The organism is Providencia sp. JGM181 (genome assembly GCF_018257375.1).
Taxonomy (GTDB): Bacteria; Pseudomonadota; Gammaproteobacteria; order Enterobacterales; family Enterobacteriaceae; genus Providencia; species Providencia lanzhouensis.
The window spans coordinates 1-14,053 of the sequence record NZ_JAERJY010000023.1; the positions used below are offsets into that span (position 1 = coordinate 1).

General features: G+C 42.8%; 16 protein-coding genes. 3 read left to right on the forward strand and 13 right to left on the reverse strand.

Features of this window, described 5'->3' with window-relative positions; genetic code table 11:
* Positions 1-604 precede the first annotated feature (604 nt).
* The 12 genes from JK188_RS05250 to flgB all read right to left on the reverse strand — a co-directional run bounded on the left by JK188_RS05250 (position 605) and on the right by flgB (position 11,795).
* On the reverse strand, positions 605-856 hold the full coding sequence (locus JK188_RS05250; RefSeq protein WP_211885226.1) for a helix-turn-helix domain-containing protein: 252 nt from the start codon (positions 854-856) through the stop codon (positions 605-607).
* 610 nt (positions 857-1,466) lie between these two features.
* Positions 1,467-2,402 (reverse strand): flagellar hook-associated protein FlgL, encoded by a 936-nt coding sequence (gene flgL, locus JK188_RS05255; RefSeq protein WP_211885224.1) that lies wholly within the window; start codon positions 2,400-2,402, stop codon positions 1,467-1,469.
* 49 nt (positions 2,403-2,451) lie between these two features.
* Positions 2,452-4,092 (reverse strand): flagellar hook-associated protein FlgK, encoded by a 1,641-nt coding sequence (gene flgK, locus JK188_RS05260; protein ID WP_132494655.1) that lies wholly within the window; start codon positions 4,090-4,092, stop codon positions 2,452-2,454.
* A 139-nt stretch (positions 4,093-4,231) separates the two neighbouring features.
* Positions 4,232-5,212 (reverse strand): flagellar assembly peptidoglycan hydrolase FlgJ, encoded by a 981-nt coding sequence (gene flgJ / locus JK188_RS05265; RefSeq protein WP_211885222.1) that lies wholly within the window; start codon positions 5,210-5,212, stop codon positions 4,232-4,234.
* Complete coding sequence (locus JK188_RS05270) at positions 5,212-6,327, reverse strand: flagellar basal body P-ring protein FlgI (RefSeq protein WP_211885220.1); 1,116 nt, start codon at positions 6,325-6,327, stop codon at positions 5,212-5,214. The genes flgJ and JK188_RS05270 overlap by 1 nt, the downstream gene beginning before the upstream one ends.
* Positions 6,328-6,362: 35 nt before the next feature.
* Positions 6,363-7,097: a flagellar basal body L-ring protein FlgH gene (locus tag JK188_RS05275; protein WP_154604439.1), complete on the reverse strand. Its 735-nt coding sequence runs from the start codon at positions 7,095-7,097 to the stop codon at positions 6,363-6,365.
* Between the two features lie 80 nt (positions 7,098-7,177).
* Positions 7,178-7,960 (reverse strand): flagellar basal-body rod protein FlgG, encoded by a 783-nt coding sequence (gene flgG, locus JK188_RS05280; protein ID WP_211885218.1) that lies wholly within the window; start codon positions 7,958-7,960, stop codon positions 7,178-7,180.
* Between the two features lie 47 nt (positions 7,961-8,007).
* Positions 8,008-8,763, reverse strand: a complete 756-nt coding sequence (locus JK188_RS05285) for a flagellar basal body rod protein FlgF (protein WP_211885216.1) — start codon at positions 8,761-8,763, stop codon at positions 8,008-8,010.
* A gap of 15 nt (positions 8,764-8,778) precedes the next feature.
* Positions 8,779-10,047, reverse strand: coding sequence for a flagellar hook protein FlgE (gene flgE, locus JK188_RS05290; RefSeq protein ID WP_036951452.1), 1,269 nt, complete (start codon positions 10,045-10,047; stop codon positions 8,779-8,781).
* Between the two features lie 45 nt (positions 10,048-10,092).
* Positions 10,093-10,959 (reverse strand): flagellar hook assembly protein FlgD, encoded by an 867-nt coding sequence (locus tag JK188_RS05295; RefSeq protein WP_211885214.1) that lies wholly within the window; start codon positions 10,957-10,959, stop codon positions 10,093-10,095.
* 12 nt (positions 10,960-10,971) lie between these two features.
* Positions 10,972-11,376, reverse strand: coding sequence for a flagellar basal body rod protein FlgC (gene flgC, locus JK188_RS05300; RefSeq protein WP_036951457.1), 405 nt, complete (start codon positions 11,374-11,376; stop codon positions 10,972-10,974).
* A 5-nt stretch (positions 11,377-11,381) separates the two neighbouring features.
* Positions 11,382-11,795 (reverse strand): flagellar basal body rod protein FlgB, encoded by a 414-nt coding sequence (gene flgB, locus JK188_RS05305; protein WP_006657508.1) that lies wholly within the window; start codon positions 11,793-11,795, stop codon positions 11,382-11,384.
* A gap of 240 nt (positions 11,796-12,035) precedes the next feature.
* Here flgB and flgA point away from each other — a divergent pair, with 240 nt between their 5' ends.
* The 3 genes from flgA (at position 12,036) to JK188_RS05320 (ending at position 13,708) form a co-directional block, all read left to right on the forward strand.
* Positions 12,036-12,707 carry a flagellar basal body P-ring formation chaperone FlgA gene (flgA, locus tag JK188_RS05310; RefSeq protein WP_211885212.1) on the forward strand — a complete coding sequence of 224 codons (672 nt, stop codon included), beginning with the start codon at positions 12,036-12,038 and terminating at the stop codon, positions 12,705-12,707.
* 246 nt (positions 12,708-12,953) lie between these two features.
* Positions 12,954-13,256, forward strand: coding sequence for a flagellar biosynthesis anti-sigma factor FlgM (flgM, locus tag JK188_RS05315; RefSeq protein ID WP_036951464.1), 303 nt, complete (start codon positions 12,954-12,956; stop codon positions 13,254-13,256).
* Between the two features lie 11 nt (positions 13,257-13,267).
* Positions 13,268-13,708: a flagella synthesis protein FlgN gene (locus JK188_RS05320; protein WP_211885210.1), complete on the forward strand. Its 441-nt coding sequence runs from the start codon at positions 13,268-13,270 to the stop codon at positions 13,706-13,708.
* Between the two features lie 97 nt (positions 13,709-13,805).
* Here JK188_RS05320 and JK188_RS05325 read toward each other — a convergent pair whose 3' ends face one another.
* Positions 13,806-13,943 (reverse strand): hypothetical protein, encoded by a 138-nt coding sequence (locus tag JK188_RS05325; RefSeq protein WP_211885208.1) that lies wholly within the window; start codon positions 13,941-13,943, stop codon positions 13,806-13,808.
* Positions 13,944-14,053 lie beyond the last annotated feature (110 nt).

The following is a 14,053-nucleotide window of genomic DNA, read 5'->3' on the forward strand; positions in this document are numbered from 1 at the left end:
GTTTTCATTTCTTTCTCCAATAATATTGAAATAAAGAACAATTAATTATTTCGATAAAATCAATTTTTATTAAAACTAGATAATATAAAGCACAGTCTACTTTTATATAAAAAATGAGCCTAATTTTTTAGTTTGAAAAAGCCAATAAATATTGCTAAATTTTCACTGATGAAAATCAGACCTTGCTAACACAACCATTAGATTAGGAAACATATCTATGATACCAAATAAAATTACCATCCTAGTTAATCATTCAATTTACCCTGTTATTGGTACAAATTATTCTCGTCAAAACCACAAACGTACAATTAAATTAATAGAGTATTTAATTGAATATGAACCTGACCATTCACTAATTGAAATCATGTGTAATAGAATTAATTTTTACGAGGAAAATGCCATGGAGTTTTCCAATTTCAATATATCACTGAAAGCTAAAGCAAAGCCGAATACATTAATCTAAATTAGATACAATTTTTAGATTTAATTAAAACATTTTCACCTTCTTATATTATTTATATTACTTCATAATTAATTATTGAAGGCATATTCATTTCAACTAGATTACCATCTATAGCAGCAACAGCATCTGGGTTTTCAACACTCACCACTCCTTATCCCAGCCTTTAACCTCACCTAGTGTTGAACCTCGCTCTACTACACGAAGCTCCAACTCTAAGGAAGCAAGAATTTTGAATAATGTTCCAAGTTTTGTTGACTCCGGTTTGCTTTCAAAATCTGAGACCGTAGCCTGCTTAATTCCCACTAGTTCAGCAGTTTCTGCTTGAGTCAATTTGCTTTTCTTACGATATTCACGAATTGTGGTAGATAGCATAAGGGGAGTTGTTATTTTCATTTTACCTCCGACAATTATCATTTCTTTTATACCCTATAAAGGCTAAAAGAAAATTACCCCCTAAAGGGGATAAATCAAGAATATCCTCCGTAAGGGATAAAGTACGTTCTATGGTGATAAATAAAAAAGAGTTATATCGGGTAATTAACTGGATGCGCTATTCATGTTTTTTATATTTATACATCTAAGCTGCCTATGTGGCAGTGAACGTTGGATTGTGCCTATCGCGACAGGTTATCAATTTCTAAGCTGCCTGTACGGCAGTGAACTATAACTTATCAGAGATAAAACAAATCACAACAACCGATTAGCGCAAAATACACCAAAATACCTTCCGTTTTCAGTTAACAAATAACCTATTGTTTACTCAGCAATTTATTAAAAAGCAAAAAACAAAGGTCAAATTTATCGTGAAAAATACTATAAGCCAACAACAGAAAAATAAACTCTGTTATTTCGAACGAGAAAAGCGGAAATATAGATTGGAATATAAATATTAAAACGCTAAAAAATTAGGCGAGAAAAATCAGAAGGGAAAATTGAAAATAATCTCAGAAGAAAACCCGCACCCGATACACATGCCACTGCTACAGGGTGCGGTAAAAATCAATTAACGGCCGCCAAATAATGACATGCTGTTTAGATCTTTGAAAATATCTTGAGAAGCTTGGAACATCGCCTTCTCTTTATAATAATCCGTTGTGGCTGCGGTCCAGTTAGTCTCTAACAACTCACTTTTACGTGCCGAATTCTGGATTGAACGGGTATCCGCTAAGAAATCAAGTTTATCAATCTCTTGCAGCTGTAAACCCTGCTTCGCTTCGATATTGGAAATTTGATCCAATGCCGCTTTGATACCACGGTTAGCCGTGTCCATACCCGCTTGCGCTCTGTCTAAATCCGCTTGCGGTGCATTTTCTTGTGGAATGCCCAGCGCTTTGATGCCTTCGTTCAATGCTTTAAACACATTGACCATCCCCCCACCATCGGTTTCAAACACTTGTGCACCTGTGAAATAGGTAGTCATTTCACGCTCACTCGCGACGTTCTGAGTGATTGGCTTATCGCCACCGTGGTACAGCACCTCACCGTCAGCATCAATTTCAAATGGCGGCTTATCGGATTTAAAGCCTGCAAAAATATAGCGACCATTACCGTCGGTGGTGTTACCCAGGGCAACCAATTGATCTTTTAGACCAGTCAGTTGCTCAGCCAGTGAGTTTCGGTCTTTATCACTCAGAGCACCTTGGTTAGAGGCTTGAATGATAGTGGTATCGATTTGCGTCGTGACATCCGTCATTTGAGTCAGAATACTCATTTGCAGCGTCATACCTGTTTTCGCGAAACCACGGCTGGTCACATATTGCTGGTTACGGTTTTCAGACTGGTTAATACGCACGGCTTGGGATGACGCTTGCGGGTCATCCGAAGGCTTATTTACGCGGTGTCCTGAAGCTATTTGGCTCCCTGCCTCCATCCAACGAGATTGGGCGCTATTCATGTCCTGCAAGCGTTGATGGAAAATCATATTGGTACTTAAACGCATCGCTTAAATCCTTATTAAATTCTGATTAAAACCCAGTATTTTTAATTAATTAGAACGCACGCATTAATGCATTGAATAAATCATCAACCGTCTTTAATACCTGAGCATTAGCATTAAAGAATTGCTGAATTTTTTGCATCTGAATGCTCTCTTCATTCATGTTGACCCCTGAAATTTCTTGCTCTTGGCGATAGAAACTTTCGGTCATTTTATTCTGGGTTTCAGAATCAATTTGCGCTTGCTTAGTGCGGCTTCCCACATCATTGACTAATGTTGCGTAAAAATCAGAGAACGTCGAGCCACCATCAATCAGTTTTTGATCTTGCAGCTTAACTAACTCTTTGATGTTTTCGTTATCTCCTGGACCACCATCTTTGCTGCCTGCTTTTGCAAACTGCGAAGAATCCGTCACTAGCGTTGACATACTGTTAATCACGCCATTCATCGGTTTAACGACGAAAGTATCTCCTTGAGCAGGAGAATTGGTCGTGATTTTGAGTTCAATACCTTCAAATTTCAGTGAGCCTGGAGTGCTAGTATCAACTTTGACGTCAACGCCATCTGGTAAACGGGTCACATTCCATTTGCCGCCATCAAAACGCATTTCATAGTTTTTGCCCGTCACTTGAGAAACATCGCTGTAACTCAGGTCAAAGTCAGTTTTGCCAGTATTGTAGGTGTTGCTGACCACAGAGCCTTTACCAATCGCGAAAAAGTCTTTGCCAGTTTCGCCATTAGAATCAAAGCCTTTTTGGTGGATTTCATTAAATTTAGTCGCGAAAACTAACGCTAATTTATTGATTTTTTGATAAGCAGGGTCGAGCACTTCTTGGCGTGAACGCAAAATACCGCTCAATTCACCGCCTTTGAACGCTTCGTCAGGAATTTCACGAACTTGGTCATTCGCACCCACAAAACCAATACTAAAACGGCTGTCATCTTTTGAAGATGGCACCGCTTCTAAGCGGTTAGCTTTTTCGCCCGTGACTAACGGTAAACCGTTGGCAAAGGTCACGTTGTAGTTACCATTTTGCTCGATAACTTTAACGCCAACTAGCGAGTTAACTTCATTCACTAAGCGGTCACGCACATCCAGCAGGTCATTAGGCTCTGAACCACTGACGGAGCGCACGCGCGCGATTTGTTGGTTTAATCCCGCAATTTTTTCTGCGTAGATGTTGATATCTTTCACCTTATTTTCAATTTGGCGGTTGATATCACGTTCCATCTCTTGCAGTTGCTTATCAGCTTCTTTGAATTGAGAAACTAACGCGTTGGATTGACCTAAGAAAACATCAAGCAGCGTTTTGTCGCTCGCATCACTGCTAGCTGTATCCAGCGCAGTAAAGAAGCTTCCGATGCTACCAGACAAGTCTTCGACATCGTTTGTCAGCAAATCATCAACTTTGTTGCAGTTTTTCACATACGCTTCGAAATCACCGCTACGCGCGCGGGATTGGCTATATTGCGCATTAACAAATTCATCAAACTCACGGCGAACATGGCTGAAATAGGTGCCGTTACCAAAATAACCATTAGGTGTCATCGTACCGGGATTCTCCCCGAAAACAGCACTTTGGCGGTGATAGTAACCTACGCCGGCGTTCGCTAAGTTGTTAGAAATAACACTTAACCCGCCTTGCGCAGCGTTCACACCACTGAGCGCATTATTCATTACATTGTTCAGCATAAGCTTTTCCTATTCTTGGGACTGAGCGCTTTGATTGGCTGACTCAATCTCAGCGCTAGCCACTCAAAATTTTTCACTTATTTATTTATCGGAAAATTGGCGCAAATGTTTAGCGCAAACTTTGATTTATTGCGATGCTTTAAAAGATATCGTTTAAGTCGATGTTATAAGCTTGAATCGCCCGTGACGCCGAGGTATTCACCACACTGCCTGAACCACGAATCTGGTTAATTAACGTGATCAGTTTGTCTGAATATCCAGGGTCGGTCGCATACCCCGCTTTATGAAGTCGACGTGCGGCAATTTCAGGGGTTGCGGCGTGTTTAACGTCTTTATAGCGAGGATTCTCCGTTAACAGGCTGATGTAGTCGGAAATCGCCTCTTCATAGGAACCATAAACACGAAAATCATCGCGCATTTTGATAGTTTTGCCGTTGATCACTTCCGTGGTCATAATATTCGTGACCGGTCCTTGCCAATTTTTACCCGCTTTAATACCGAATAAGTTATGGCTGGTTTTGCCTTCCGCCGTCAAAATTTCGCGTTTTCCCCAACCGCTTTCTAATGCCGCTTGCGCCAGAATTAAGAAATGAGAAATACCGCTTTTTTCACTGGCATTTTTAGCAGGCTCAATCAATTGATTGATGAAATTGCTGCTATTGAGTGACAAGGATTTGATTTGCTTAAATGGCGATGCCAGTGCATCCCCCATGGCAGGAGCGAATCGTCGTACCATTTGCTCTAAAGCAAACGGCGGTAACGATTGTAGATCCTGCTCATTGAGTGGCATAAAAGCGCCTTGTGCAGGTGAGCTTGGCGATTGATCTCGGGTCAGTTGCTGATACATCATTTCCCCGAAACCAAGCCCTTTTTGGGCAAGGTCTTGGGCAATTTGTTGGTCATACATGCTGGTCATCATGCGCGTTTGGTCGCTGGAAAACATGCCATCCTGCGGTAATGCTGAACGCATACTTTTGAGCATCATTTCCACAAATGTCGCTTCCAGTTGCTGCGTCACTTGACGCAGCCCTTGTTCTGGCGATTTGTTTAATTCGCCTTTTAAACTGGTCAGCGACTGGACATCATACGCAGCCCCTTGTAATAACTGCATATCGCTCATTAGATAATCTCCAATTTCGCACGTAAGCAGCCAGCACTTTCCATCGCTTGCAGAATAGACATCAAGTCTGTTGGCGTTGCTCCTAACGTATTGAGCGCTTGGATAACTTGGTTAAGTTGAACGCTTGCATTCACTTTTTGTAGCGCCCCACCTTGCTCTTTCACGCCAATATTGGTGTTACGAGTAACCACCGTTTGTCCACCAGCAAATGGCGTATTCGGTTGGTTAACTTGGGTTTGACGGTCAACCGTCACGGCTAAGCTACCATGCGCGACCGCGCAACTGTCTAAGGTGACACTGCGGTTGATCACTACTGAGCCGGTGCGTGAATTCAAGATAACTTTGGCTTCTGCCATCGGTGTACGTACGTTCAGCTCTTGAACTCGTGATAAAAAGCGGACTTGGTCCGTGTTATTTGCAGGAACGAGTAATTGAACAGTTCGTGAATCTAATGCGCGTGCTGAACCCATTCCACCCAGACGGTTAATCGCATCTGAAATGTCTTGCGCTAATGCGAAACTGTCTTCGTTAAGTTGCAGGTTGATAGCACCACTTTGCCCAAAGCTACTGGCCAGTTCACGCTCAATCGTTGCACCATTCGTAATACGCCCACCATTAAGCTGATTGACTTTTACACTGCTTCCACCCGCGCTAGCCCCTGCGCCGCCCACTAAAACGTTACCTTGCGCCATCGCGTAAATTTGCCCATCAACCCCTTTTAATGGGGTCATCAACAAGGTACCACCACGTAAGCTTTTTGCGTTACCCATCGAGGAAACAACAACATCCACCGATTGACCAGAGCGACCAAATGGCGGCATCTTCGCCGTGACCATAACTGCAGCAACGTTTTTCAGCTGCATGTTGGTGCCTGGAGGAACGGTAATCCCCATTTGGGACAACATGTTATTTAAGCTTTGAGTGGTAAATGGCGTTTGCATGGTTTGGTCACCCGTTCCATCCAATCCGACCACTAAACCATAACCAATTAATGGGTTATCTCTCACCCCTTGTACCGTGGTGAGATCTTTAATTCGTTCGCTGTAGGCAGGAGCAACAAATAGGCTCCCGAAAAGGCAAACAAATGAAATGAGAACGAATAATTTGTTTTTCATTGATTTTTCTCGGCTATTAGCTGACGGATATTCACTTAGTAAGGGGATACATTTAAGAAGAAACGCTGTAACCACCCCATTGTTTGGGATTCGTTAATATAGCCATCACCAACGTATTCAATCCGAGCATCTGCCACTTGCGTGGAACTTACATTGTTATCTGCGCCAATCGTGCGCGGGTTCACCACGCCGGAGAAACGAATAGATTCCGTTCCCTGATTAATCGCAATGCGTTTTTCACCCACGACATGCAAATTGCCATTTGCTAATAACTGGTCAACGGTCACTGTAATTGTGCCTTTAAAGGTATTGTTGGCATTTGCGCCACCTTTACCGTTAAAATCGCTGTTTCCCTTCACATCAATTTCTGTGTTGCTACCGCCTAACCAACCTTGCATAAATCCAGGCAGAATCGCTGCCAAAAATCCGGTTTTTCCGCTACGGTTTGCATTTGCCGACGAGTTTTTACTCGCACTCACGTTCTCTTGTAGGTTGATCGTTAAGATGTCGCCAACGTTACGTGGTCTTCTGTCTTCAAATAGCGGCTGGTAACCGTAGTAAGCAGGTTGAGCACTTTGAAAAATAGCACCGTTAGGAGCAGGTGCTGTGGGTGCAGTCGGTACTGCACTGGTTTGTGTGTCCACCAGCGGGCGTGGCTTAATATGTGCACAGCCATTTAATGTGACCGCCACTGCCGCAACCAAACAGACGGATTTTGTGGTCTGTAACACTGTTTTTTTCCGCTTAGGAACAATACCGTTTTCAATCATCATGCGACTCTTTTGCTACTGGATACCTTTGTCATCACGAAAGGCAGTTCACGATGTTATTCATGAACTGCCATCCTTACTTACAGCTGTGTCAGACGTTGCAGCATTTGGTCTGATGCAGAAACTGCCTTGCTGTTAATTTCGTATGCACGTTGAGTTTGGATCATGTTCACCAACTCTTCGGCAACGTTAACGTTTGAAGTTTCTAACATGCCTTGATACAGCAACCCTGCACCGTTGGTGCCCGGAGCACTCTCATTCGGTGCACCTGAACTTGCTGTTTCCATATACAAGTTTTCACCCATGCTTTCTAAGCCAGCATCGTTAATAAAGGTGGTTAACGTAATTTGACCGATTTGCTGTGGTTGGTTGTCCCCATATACGGTGACAGAAACCGTACCATCACGGGCAATACTCAAGCTGTTGGCGTTTTCTGGGATCATAATCGCCGGAACAACTTGGTAACCGCTTGATGTCACTAACTGGCCATCTTGGTTACGCTGCAAAGCACCATCACGGGTGTAAGCATCGGTACCATCTGGCATCTGAACGTGTAAAAAGCCTTGGCCTTTAATGGCGATATCTGTCGTTGTACCGGTTTTGTTCAAGTTACCTTGGCTATGAATACGCACTGTCGCCACTGGGCGCGCACCGGTACCCATTTGTAAACCTGATGGTAATGAGGTTTGTTCTGAACTCATCGCACCTGGTTGACGGATATTTTGGTACATTAAGTCTTCAAATACCGCACGTTGGCGTTTAAAACCATTGGTGCTGACGTTTGCCAAGTTGTTGGAAATTACGTCTAGGTTAGTTTGTTGAGCATCAAGCCCTGTTTTTGCAATCCATAAAGAGCGGATCATAGTCATTCCTTACTAACATTTGCCGACTAGCGGCTAGCTGTTAGTGATTAACTGATAGTAAGTAGTTGATTGGCACGCTGCGCATTTTCGTCTGCGCTGTGGATCACTTTCATTTGCATTTCAAAATGGCGAGCATTAGCAATCATGGAGACCATGGCTTCAGCGGCATTGACGTTACTGCCCTCAATTGCCCCGGAAGTCACAACAGCACGTTCACTCATCGGTAATCCGTTACCATTCGCCGCTTGCGCCTGAGGAGACAAATGGAATAACCCATCTTCGCCACGAACTAAGTCTTGCGGCTGCGCTTCAACCACCTTGAGACGACCAATCTGTCCCAACATGGTTGGCGGATCGGTTGCTAGCAAAGCCGTAATGGTGCCATCATTACCAATGGTTAATTCCGCGTTAGGTGGCACATTGATAGCCCCACCATCCCCTTGCAACACGCGCTCACCAATCATTAATTCACCGTCTGGCGAAATTTGAATGTTACCGTTGCGGGTATACGCTTCCGTGCCATCGCCTAAAGCGACTGCCAAAAAGTGTTTATCATTCAACGCAACATCCATTGGTCTACCGGTATAGTTCAGTTGACCTTGGCTCATATCCGCACCGGGTGTTGATGCGACAACTAGCGTACGCGTCTGCTCGGTATCACCGTGAATAGGCACCGCGCGCATCGCTGACAGCTGGGCTTTAAAGCCTGCTGTTGAAACGTTCGCAATGTTATTCGAAACAATACTTTGATTTTCAAGCGCATGACGCGCCCCGCCCATTGCGGTATAAATGACATGATCCATCGCCAGCCTCTAGGATTAACGTAAGTTAACCAGTGTTTGTAACATCTGGTCTTGGGTCTTAATGGTTTGGGCATTGGACTGATAGTTACGCTGCATAACGATCATGCTGATCAGTTCTTGGCTCATATCTACGTTGGACGATTCCAGTGCACCACTGGTCAACTTACCGAATTGACCTACACCCGGAACGCCATCCATTGGGTTACCAGAAGCATTTGATGCCGCCCAAACGTTACCACCTTGGGAAACTAAACCGTTCGGGTTAGCAAATGCAGATAACGCAATTTGACCCACAACACGTTTTTGTTGGTTGGAGTAGTTAGCAACAATCAGACCGTTATCTTCGATTTTGAAGGTGGTGTATTCACCGGCTGGGTAGCCGTTCACATCGATAGCACTGACTGAAGATTCGCTCACTTTTTGTTGACGAGTTTTGCCCAAATCGACTTGTAGAGTACCATCATTCGCACCATTTAAGCCTTTGAATGGGAAAGCAAACGTTGTTGGTAATTGAACCGTAGTATCTGGGTCACCAGGGTTTGGACCTTTGACTACTTTTTCAGTCATTAGCTTACCGTTACCGTCAAATTCTAGCTCCCCCAGCTTTTCAGCTTTGGTTTCACTAGAATCTTTAGCGTATGCACTCCATTTGTTATCTGCATCCTTCACAAAATAAACAGAAATTTCATGGGTGTTACCTTGGCTGTCATAAGCTGTCATGGTCGTGCTGAAGTTATATGTCGCGATATCATCAGGCTTGTTTGGATCAAAAGGCTTATCTTTAACTTTATCTTCTGAGTTCAGGTTGATGGTTAACTTAGCTAAATCAGATTGCTTCGCATCCATCATATCCGTTGGGATATTCATCCCAGCCGGAACACCGCCGCTTTGCACAGTGATGTTACCTTTCTCATCCACGCTTGCCGGATACCCAGTCACTACCATGCCTTGGTTGTTGACTAAGTTACCGCTTTTATCACGCAAGAATTGACCGTCACGGCTGTAATAAACATCACCGTTTTGGTCTTGAACGCGGAAAAACCCGTTACCGGAAATCGCAACGTCGGTTGCTCTATCAGTACGGGTAATTGGACCATCTTTGAAGTTTTGAGTGACCGCTGCGACGTTCACACCTAGCCCAACACCGGAGCCGGCAAACATATCAGCAAACGAGGTTGTTGCCCCTTTAAAACCGTTAGTTGCGGAGTTGGCAATATTGTTACCAATCGAGTCTAGCCCCGCTGATGCTGCATTTAAGCCACTGACTGCTTGTGAAAAAGACATATTTTCTCCATGAATATTTGGGGAATAAAAGTTTGGGGAATAAAATTAAGATGCGGGATACACTTTAAAGATGCTGCTTAGTGGCACACTTTGCCCTATTCCAACATCCAGTAATGGTGCATCTGAGCCAGGTGTGACACCATTGACACGGGTATAACCGAGTTTGGTGACCTCAATTTCAGACCCCATCCTGACGGCTTTCACATCAAAGAAATATTTCCCTTTCGGATCGGCAACCACATTGCCGTTGTTATCGCGACCATCCCATGCCATATCGTAAATATCGGGTTTCACTTCTGAGTCATAGGTGATAGTGCGGATTACGGTGCGGTTTTTGTCTCGAATGGTAATTTCAACGCTATCGGCCATCTTCGGTAGGAAGAAACCAAATGGCGATGAAATGTAATCAGTTTGCGGCTCTTCAGTACCTTCTCCGCCTTCATTACCTTCTGTTGCGCCAAAATTACTGAGCCCAAAATTAGATGGGCTGTTGGCGCTAATCACATCATCAGGTAACGGGTTAGCTGGCTTAGCCACATTGCTATTTTCGCCATTACTCTCTTTTTTCAGTGGCGCAAGCACAATTTCATTGCGCGGGATAAGTACCCCTTTGCCCACTAATTGTGTCGCCTGTAATGACTGTCCAGACCCAATTTGCTGCGAAATTCCGGTGACGCTATCGCTGAGTTTATTCATACTCTCAAGCGTGGCTATCTGTGCCAGTTGCCCCGTTAAATCCGCGTTATCCATTGGTTTGGTCGGATCTTGGTTTTTCATCTGCGTGACAATCATGGTTAAAAATGTGTCACGCATATCATCACTTTGACTTTTCTTTGGAATGTTACTGGTTGCAGCTGCAGGCCCAGCAACTGTGTTATCCAAAGAATCATTCATTGATGCAGAAATTCCCATTACGCGCCTCCCTTACTGACCTAGCGTTAAGGTTTTCTGTAGCAATGTTTTTGCGGTATTCATGACTTCTAAGTTGGCTTGATAGCTACGCGATGCGGAGATGGTGTTGATCATTTCACCTACGGTATCGACGTTAGGCATCTTCACATAGCCTTTTTCATCTGCAAGAGGATGACCGGGCTTGTATTCCATACGCGGAGGAGCAGGATCTTCGATTAATTCACTCACACGAACGCCACCGACTTGATTGCGACCTTGTGGCGCCATTTGAAAAACCACTTGCTTCGCGCGGTACGGTTCACCATCAGGACCCACCACACTTTCTGCGTTCGCCATGTTACTCGCGCTAACGTTTAAACGCTGAGATTGCGCGGTTAATGCAGAAGAGGAGATATCAAAAATACTGAGTAGACCCATAACCCTTACCCTTGTTGTAGAACGGCCAACATACTTTTGACTTGGCTATTGATGAATGTAAGATCGGCTTGATATTTCAATGTGTTATCAGCAAATTGGCTGCGTTCAACGTCCATATCAACCGTATTTCCATCCATTGAAGTTTGATAAGGCACACGATATTTCAGATCCAATGCAGCAGGCTTCATATCATGTCCTTCAATATGCCCTTTGGCTGTCACTGCTAGTGAAATACCCTTTCCTTTCACCACGCCTTTATCCATCGCTTGTTGTAATTGACGATTAAAATCAATATCACGTGCTTGATAACCAGGGGTATCCGCATTCGCGATGTTAGAAGCCAAAACAGTCTGTCTTGCTTCTCTTATGGACAAAGCCCGTTGCTGAAAAGCAAAGGTGGCATCTAATTTATCAATCATGATTTCCTCAATGGATTTAAGTTAATTCCTAATCGATTTAGACGAAAATTAAGAATTTTTTAATTGCAGTTTTTATAAACGCAAAGTTTGAATATAGAAATTCGATGCTCATATTAGCTGGCAGATAAAAAATCTAATGGCGAGATAAAGGCAAAATAATTGACCTATTTGCCTCATTCATTATTGACGATGTAGGTAAACTTCAAGGGTGAAAAGGTATGGGATGAAAAAGGAAATGGGATGATGAAAACTGTTTTTTCAATTAAATATATTTTAATTATCAGTATATTAAATCTATTTTCTTTTTCTGTGCAAGCATCTCTCCCACAAGATATTGACCAGTATTTCCGTAAAATTCATGGAAAGCAAAATAGCGTTTCAATTGAAATAAAAACCCCAATTGATAAATGGCCAAATTGTGATAAGCCGCAAATTGGCTTACCAAGTGGGGGTCGTAATATGGGAAATATCTCACTTCCTGTGCAATGCGATAAGAAAAAACAGTATTTACAGCTGACGGTGAATGTCACTGGGCAATATTATGTTGCCACCCGTAATATTCAACGGGGAGAAACCATTGAATTTGTGGATATTGGCACCAAAAGAGGGCTTATTCACCAATTGCCATCTGGGGCATCTACCGACAAGATGGCGCTGCGTGGCACGTTAGCCCTTCGCAATATTACCGCAGGGCAGACGTTTACTAGCTCAATGGTTAGGCGCCCTTGGGCTATTAAGGCGGGTCAAACCGTGTATGTATTTGCTACTGGCAATAACTTTTCCATTAAATATGAAGGTCGAGCCATTAATAATGCCGCCATGGGTGAAAATATTCGAGTTCGACTTATCAATGGGCAAGTGGTTAATGGTGAAGCTCAAGAAAATGGCAGTGTTCAAGTAGCGCTTAACTAACTTAATTTAAAATTAAATCATCAAGTTATAGCGTGATAATTTTCTGTTTTTGAAGTGAATTACAGGTATAATTTTTGCAATTCGTCTGAAGTAGTTAAACATGCAGTTAATTATCAGGATTTATATCGCGACTTAAGTGAAATTACCTATCTCATTGGTAATTTGAAAGCTAACCGAATATTAAAGGTTCATTAATATCTGCCGATAACCTTCTATATCAAAAATATCGGGAACAGGAAAAATACTATGGCTATTGAGCAAACATCTGCAATCTCTGCCTTGACTCAGGTAACCACTCGCGATCCACAAGAAACCGCAGCGCTGGTTCGTGAGAAAAAAGTCTCCGCAAATGAAGCCGTTAAAGAAAGCTCTTTTGCACCGAGTGAGTTACAAAAGAAATTACTTCAACCTCAAGCTTCTGATATTGATGTCGCTAAAGTTGAAAAAATCAAACAAGCCATCAAAGACGGTACGTTAACCATGGATGCAGGTAAAATCGCTGATGGCATTTTACGTGATGCCCATGAATGCATGCTTTCTATGAAATAAACTGAACGACTATGAACGACGAATTATTACTACTATTAGAACAGCAGCTTGGTCATTTGCAATCACTGGAAATTGTGATGAAGAATGAAGAGTTATTATTGGGTTACCATCGTGTGCCACCTTCTCCATTTCAGGAAACGACGGAGCAAAAACGTTTTTTAGTTGCCGCTATCAGTCATGGTGAGAATCACCGTTTACAACTGGAAGTGCAAGCAAAAATCGTTGCACCTTATGAAGGTAACCCAGTGCTCAACCATACTTGGAATACGATTAAAGACCTAACGACCCAACTAAAAGATTTAAATTATCGTAATCACCAAATGCTTCAACTGCATATTGAGCTGAATGCACAACGTCTAAATTTTGTGAAAAAGCATAATAATCAGTCAACTTACGGTGCCGATGGCTTAGAATCTAAACGCCCTGCGTTAGGAAAGAAAATTTCAATTTAGATTTCTGACTAAACCTATTTTCCTCACCCCTATTTTTATCTGGTTAAATGATCAGAGCCTTTTGATTTATTAAATTTAGCCTTTTGGTTTATTAAATTTAGCCTTTTGGTCGATTAGATTTCACCTTTTTTGCTTTTATTCTTGCCTCAATACGTTTCACAACCTCTCCATCTGTAACCCCGATTTTTTCTAGCCCTCTAGCAAATTCCAATAATTCCTTCAATGTGTCTGCCATGTTCTTTACACCATGATTATGTATAAGGTATCGATGCACATTAATGATTAATATCTAGCATTTTTGGGCTCATGTTAGTGAGATTTGATCCCGTTCGCAGCGTTCGGTTT

What these genes read in the sequence shown, in the direction of transcription:
- flgA (WP_211885212.1), top strand. Translation starts at nt 12,036, where the DNA reads ATGATGAAAACTGTTTTTTCAATTAAATATATTTTAATTATCAGTATA.
- JK188_RS05285 (WP_211885216.1), bottom strand. Translation starts at nt 8,763, where the DNA reads ATGGATCATGTCATTTATACCGCAATGGGCGGGGCGCGTCATGCGCTT.
- flgB (WP_006657508.1), bottom strand. Translation starts at nt 11,795, where the DNA reads ATGATTGATAAATTAGATGCCACCTTTGCTTTTCAGCAACGGGCTTTG.
- JK188_RS05250 (WP_211885226.1), bottom strand. Translation starts at nt 856, where the DNA reads ATGAAAATAACAACTCCCCTTATGCTATCTACCACAATTCGTGAATAT.
- JK188_RS05275 (WP_154604439.1), bottom strand. Translation starts at nt 7,097, where the DNA reads ATGATTGAAAACGGTATTGTTCCTAAGCGGAAAAAAACAGTGTTACAG.
- flgL (WP_211885224.1), bottom strand. Translation starts at nt 2,402, where the DNA reads ATGCGTTTAAGTACCAATATGATTTTCCATCAACGCTTGCAGGACATG.
- flgK (WP_132494655.1), bottom strand. Translation starts at nt 4,092, where the DNA reads ATGCTGAACAATGTAATGAATAATGCGCTCAGTGGTGTGAACGCTGCG.
- flgJ (WP_211885222.1), bottom strand. Translation starts at nt 5,212, where the DNA reads ATGAGCGATATGCAGTTATTACAAGGGGCTGCGTATGATGTCCAGTCG.
- JK188_RS05325 (WP_211885208.1), bottom strand. Translation starts at nt 13,943, where the DNA reads ATGGCAGACACATTGAAGGAATTATTGGAATTTGCTAGAGGGCTAGAA.
- JK188_RS05295 (WP_211885214.1), bottom strand. Translation starts at nt 10,959, where the DNA reads ATGGGAATTTCTGCATCAATGAATGATTCTTTGGATAACACAGTTGCT.
- JK188_RS05270 (WP_211885220.1), bottom strand. Translation starts at nt 6,327, where the DNA reads ATGAAAAACAAATTATTCGTTCTCATTTCATTTGTTTGCCTTTTCGGG.
- flgE (WP_036951452.1), bottom strand. Translation starts at nt 10,047, where the DNA reads ATGTCTTTTTCACAAGCAGTCAGTGGCTTAAATGCAGCATCAGCGGGG.
- JK188_RS05320 (WP_211885210.1), top strand. Translation starts at nt 13,268, where the DNA reads ATGAACGACGAATTATTACTACTATTAGAACAGCAGCTTGGTCATTTG.
- flgM (WP_036951464.1), top strand. Translation starts at nt 12,954, where the DNA reads ATGGCTATTGAGCAAACATCTGCAATCTCTGCCTTGACTCAGGTAACC.
- flgG (WP_211885218.1), bottom strand. Translation starts at nt 7,960, where the DNA reads ATGATCCGCTCTTTATGGATTGCAAAAACAGGGCTTGATGCTCAACAA.
- flgC (WP_036951457.1), bottom strand. Translation starts at nt 11,376, where the DNA reads ATGGGTCTACTCAGTATTTTTGATATCTCCTCTTCTGCATTAACCGCG.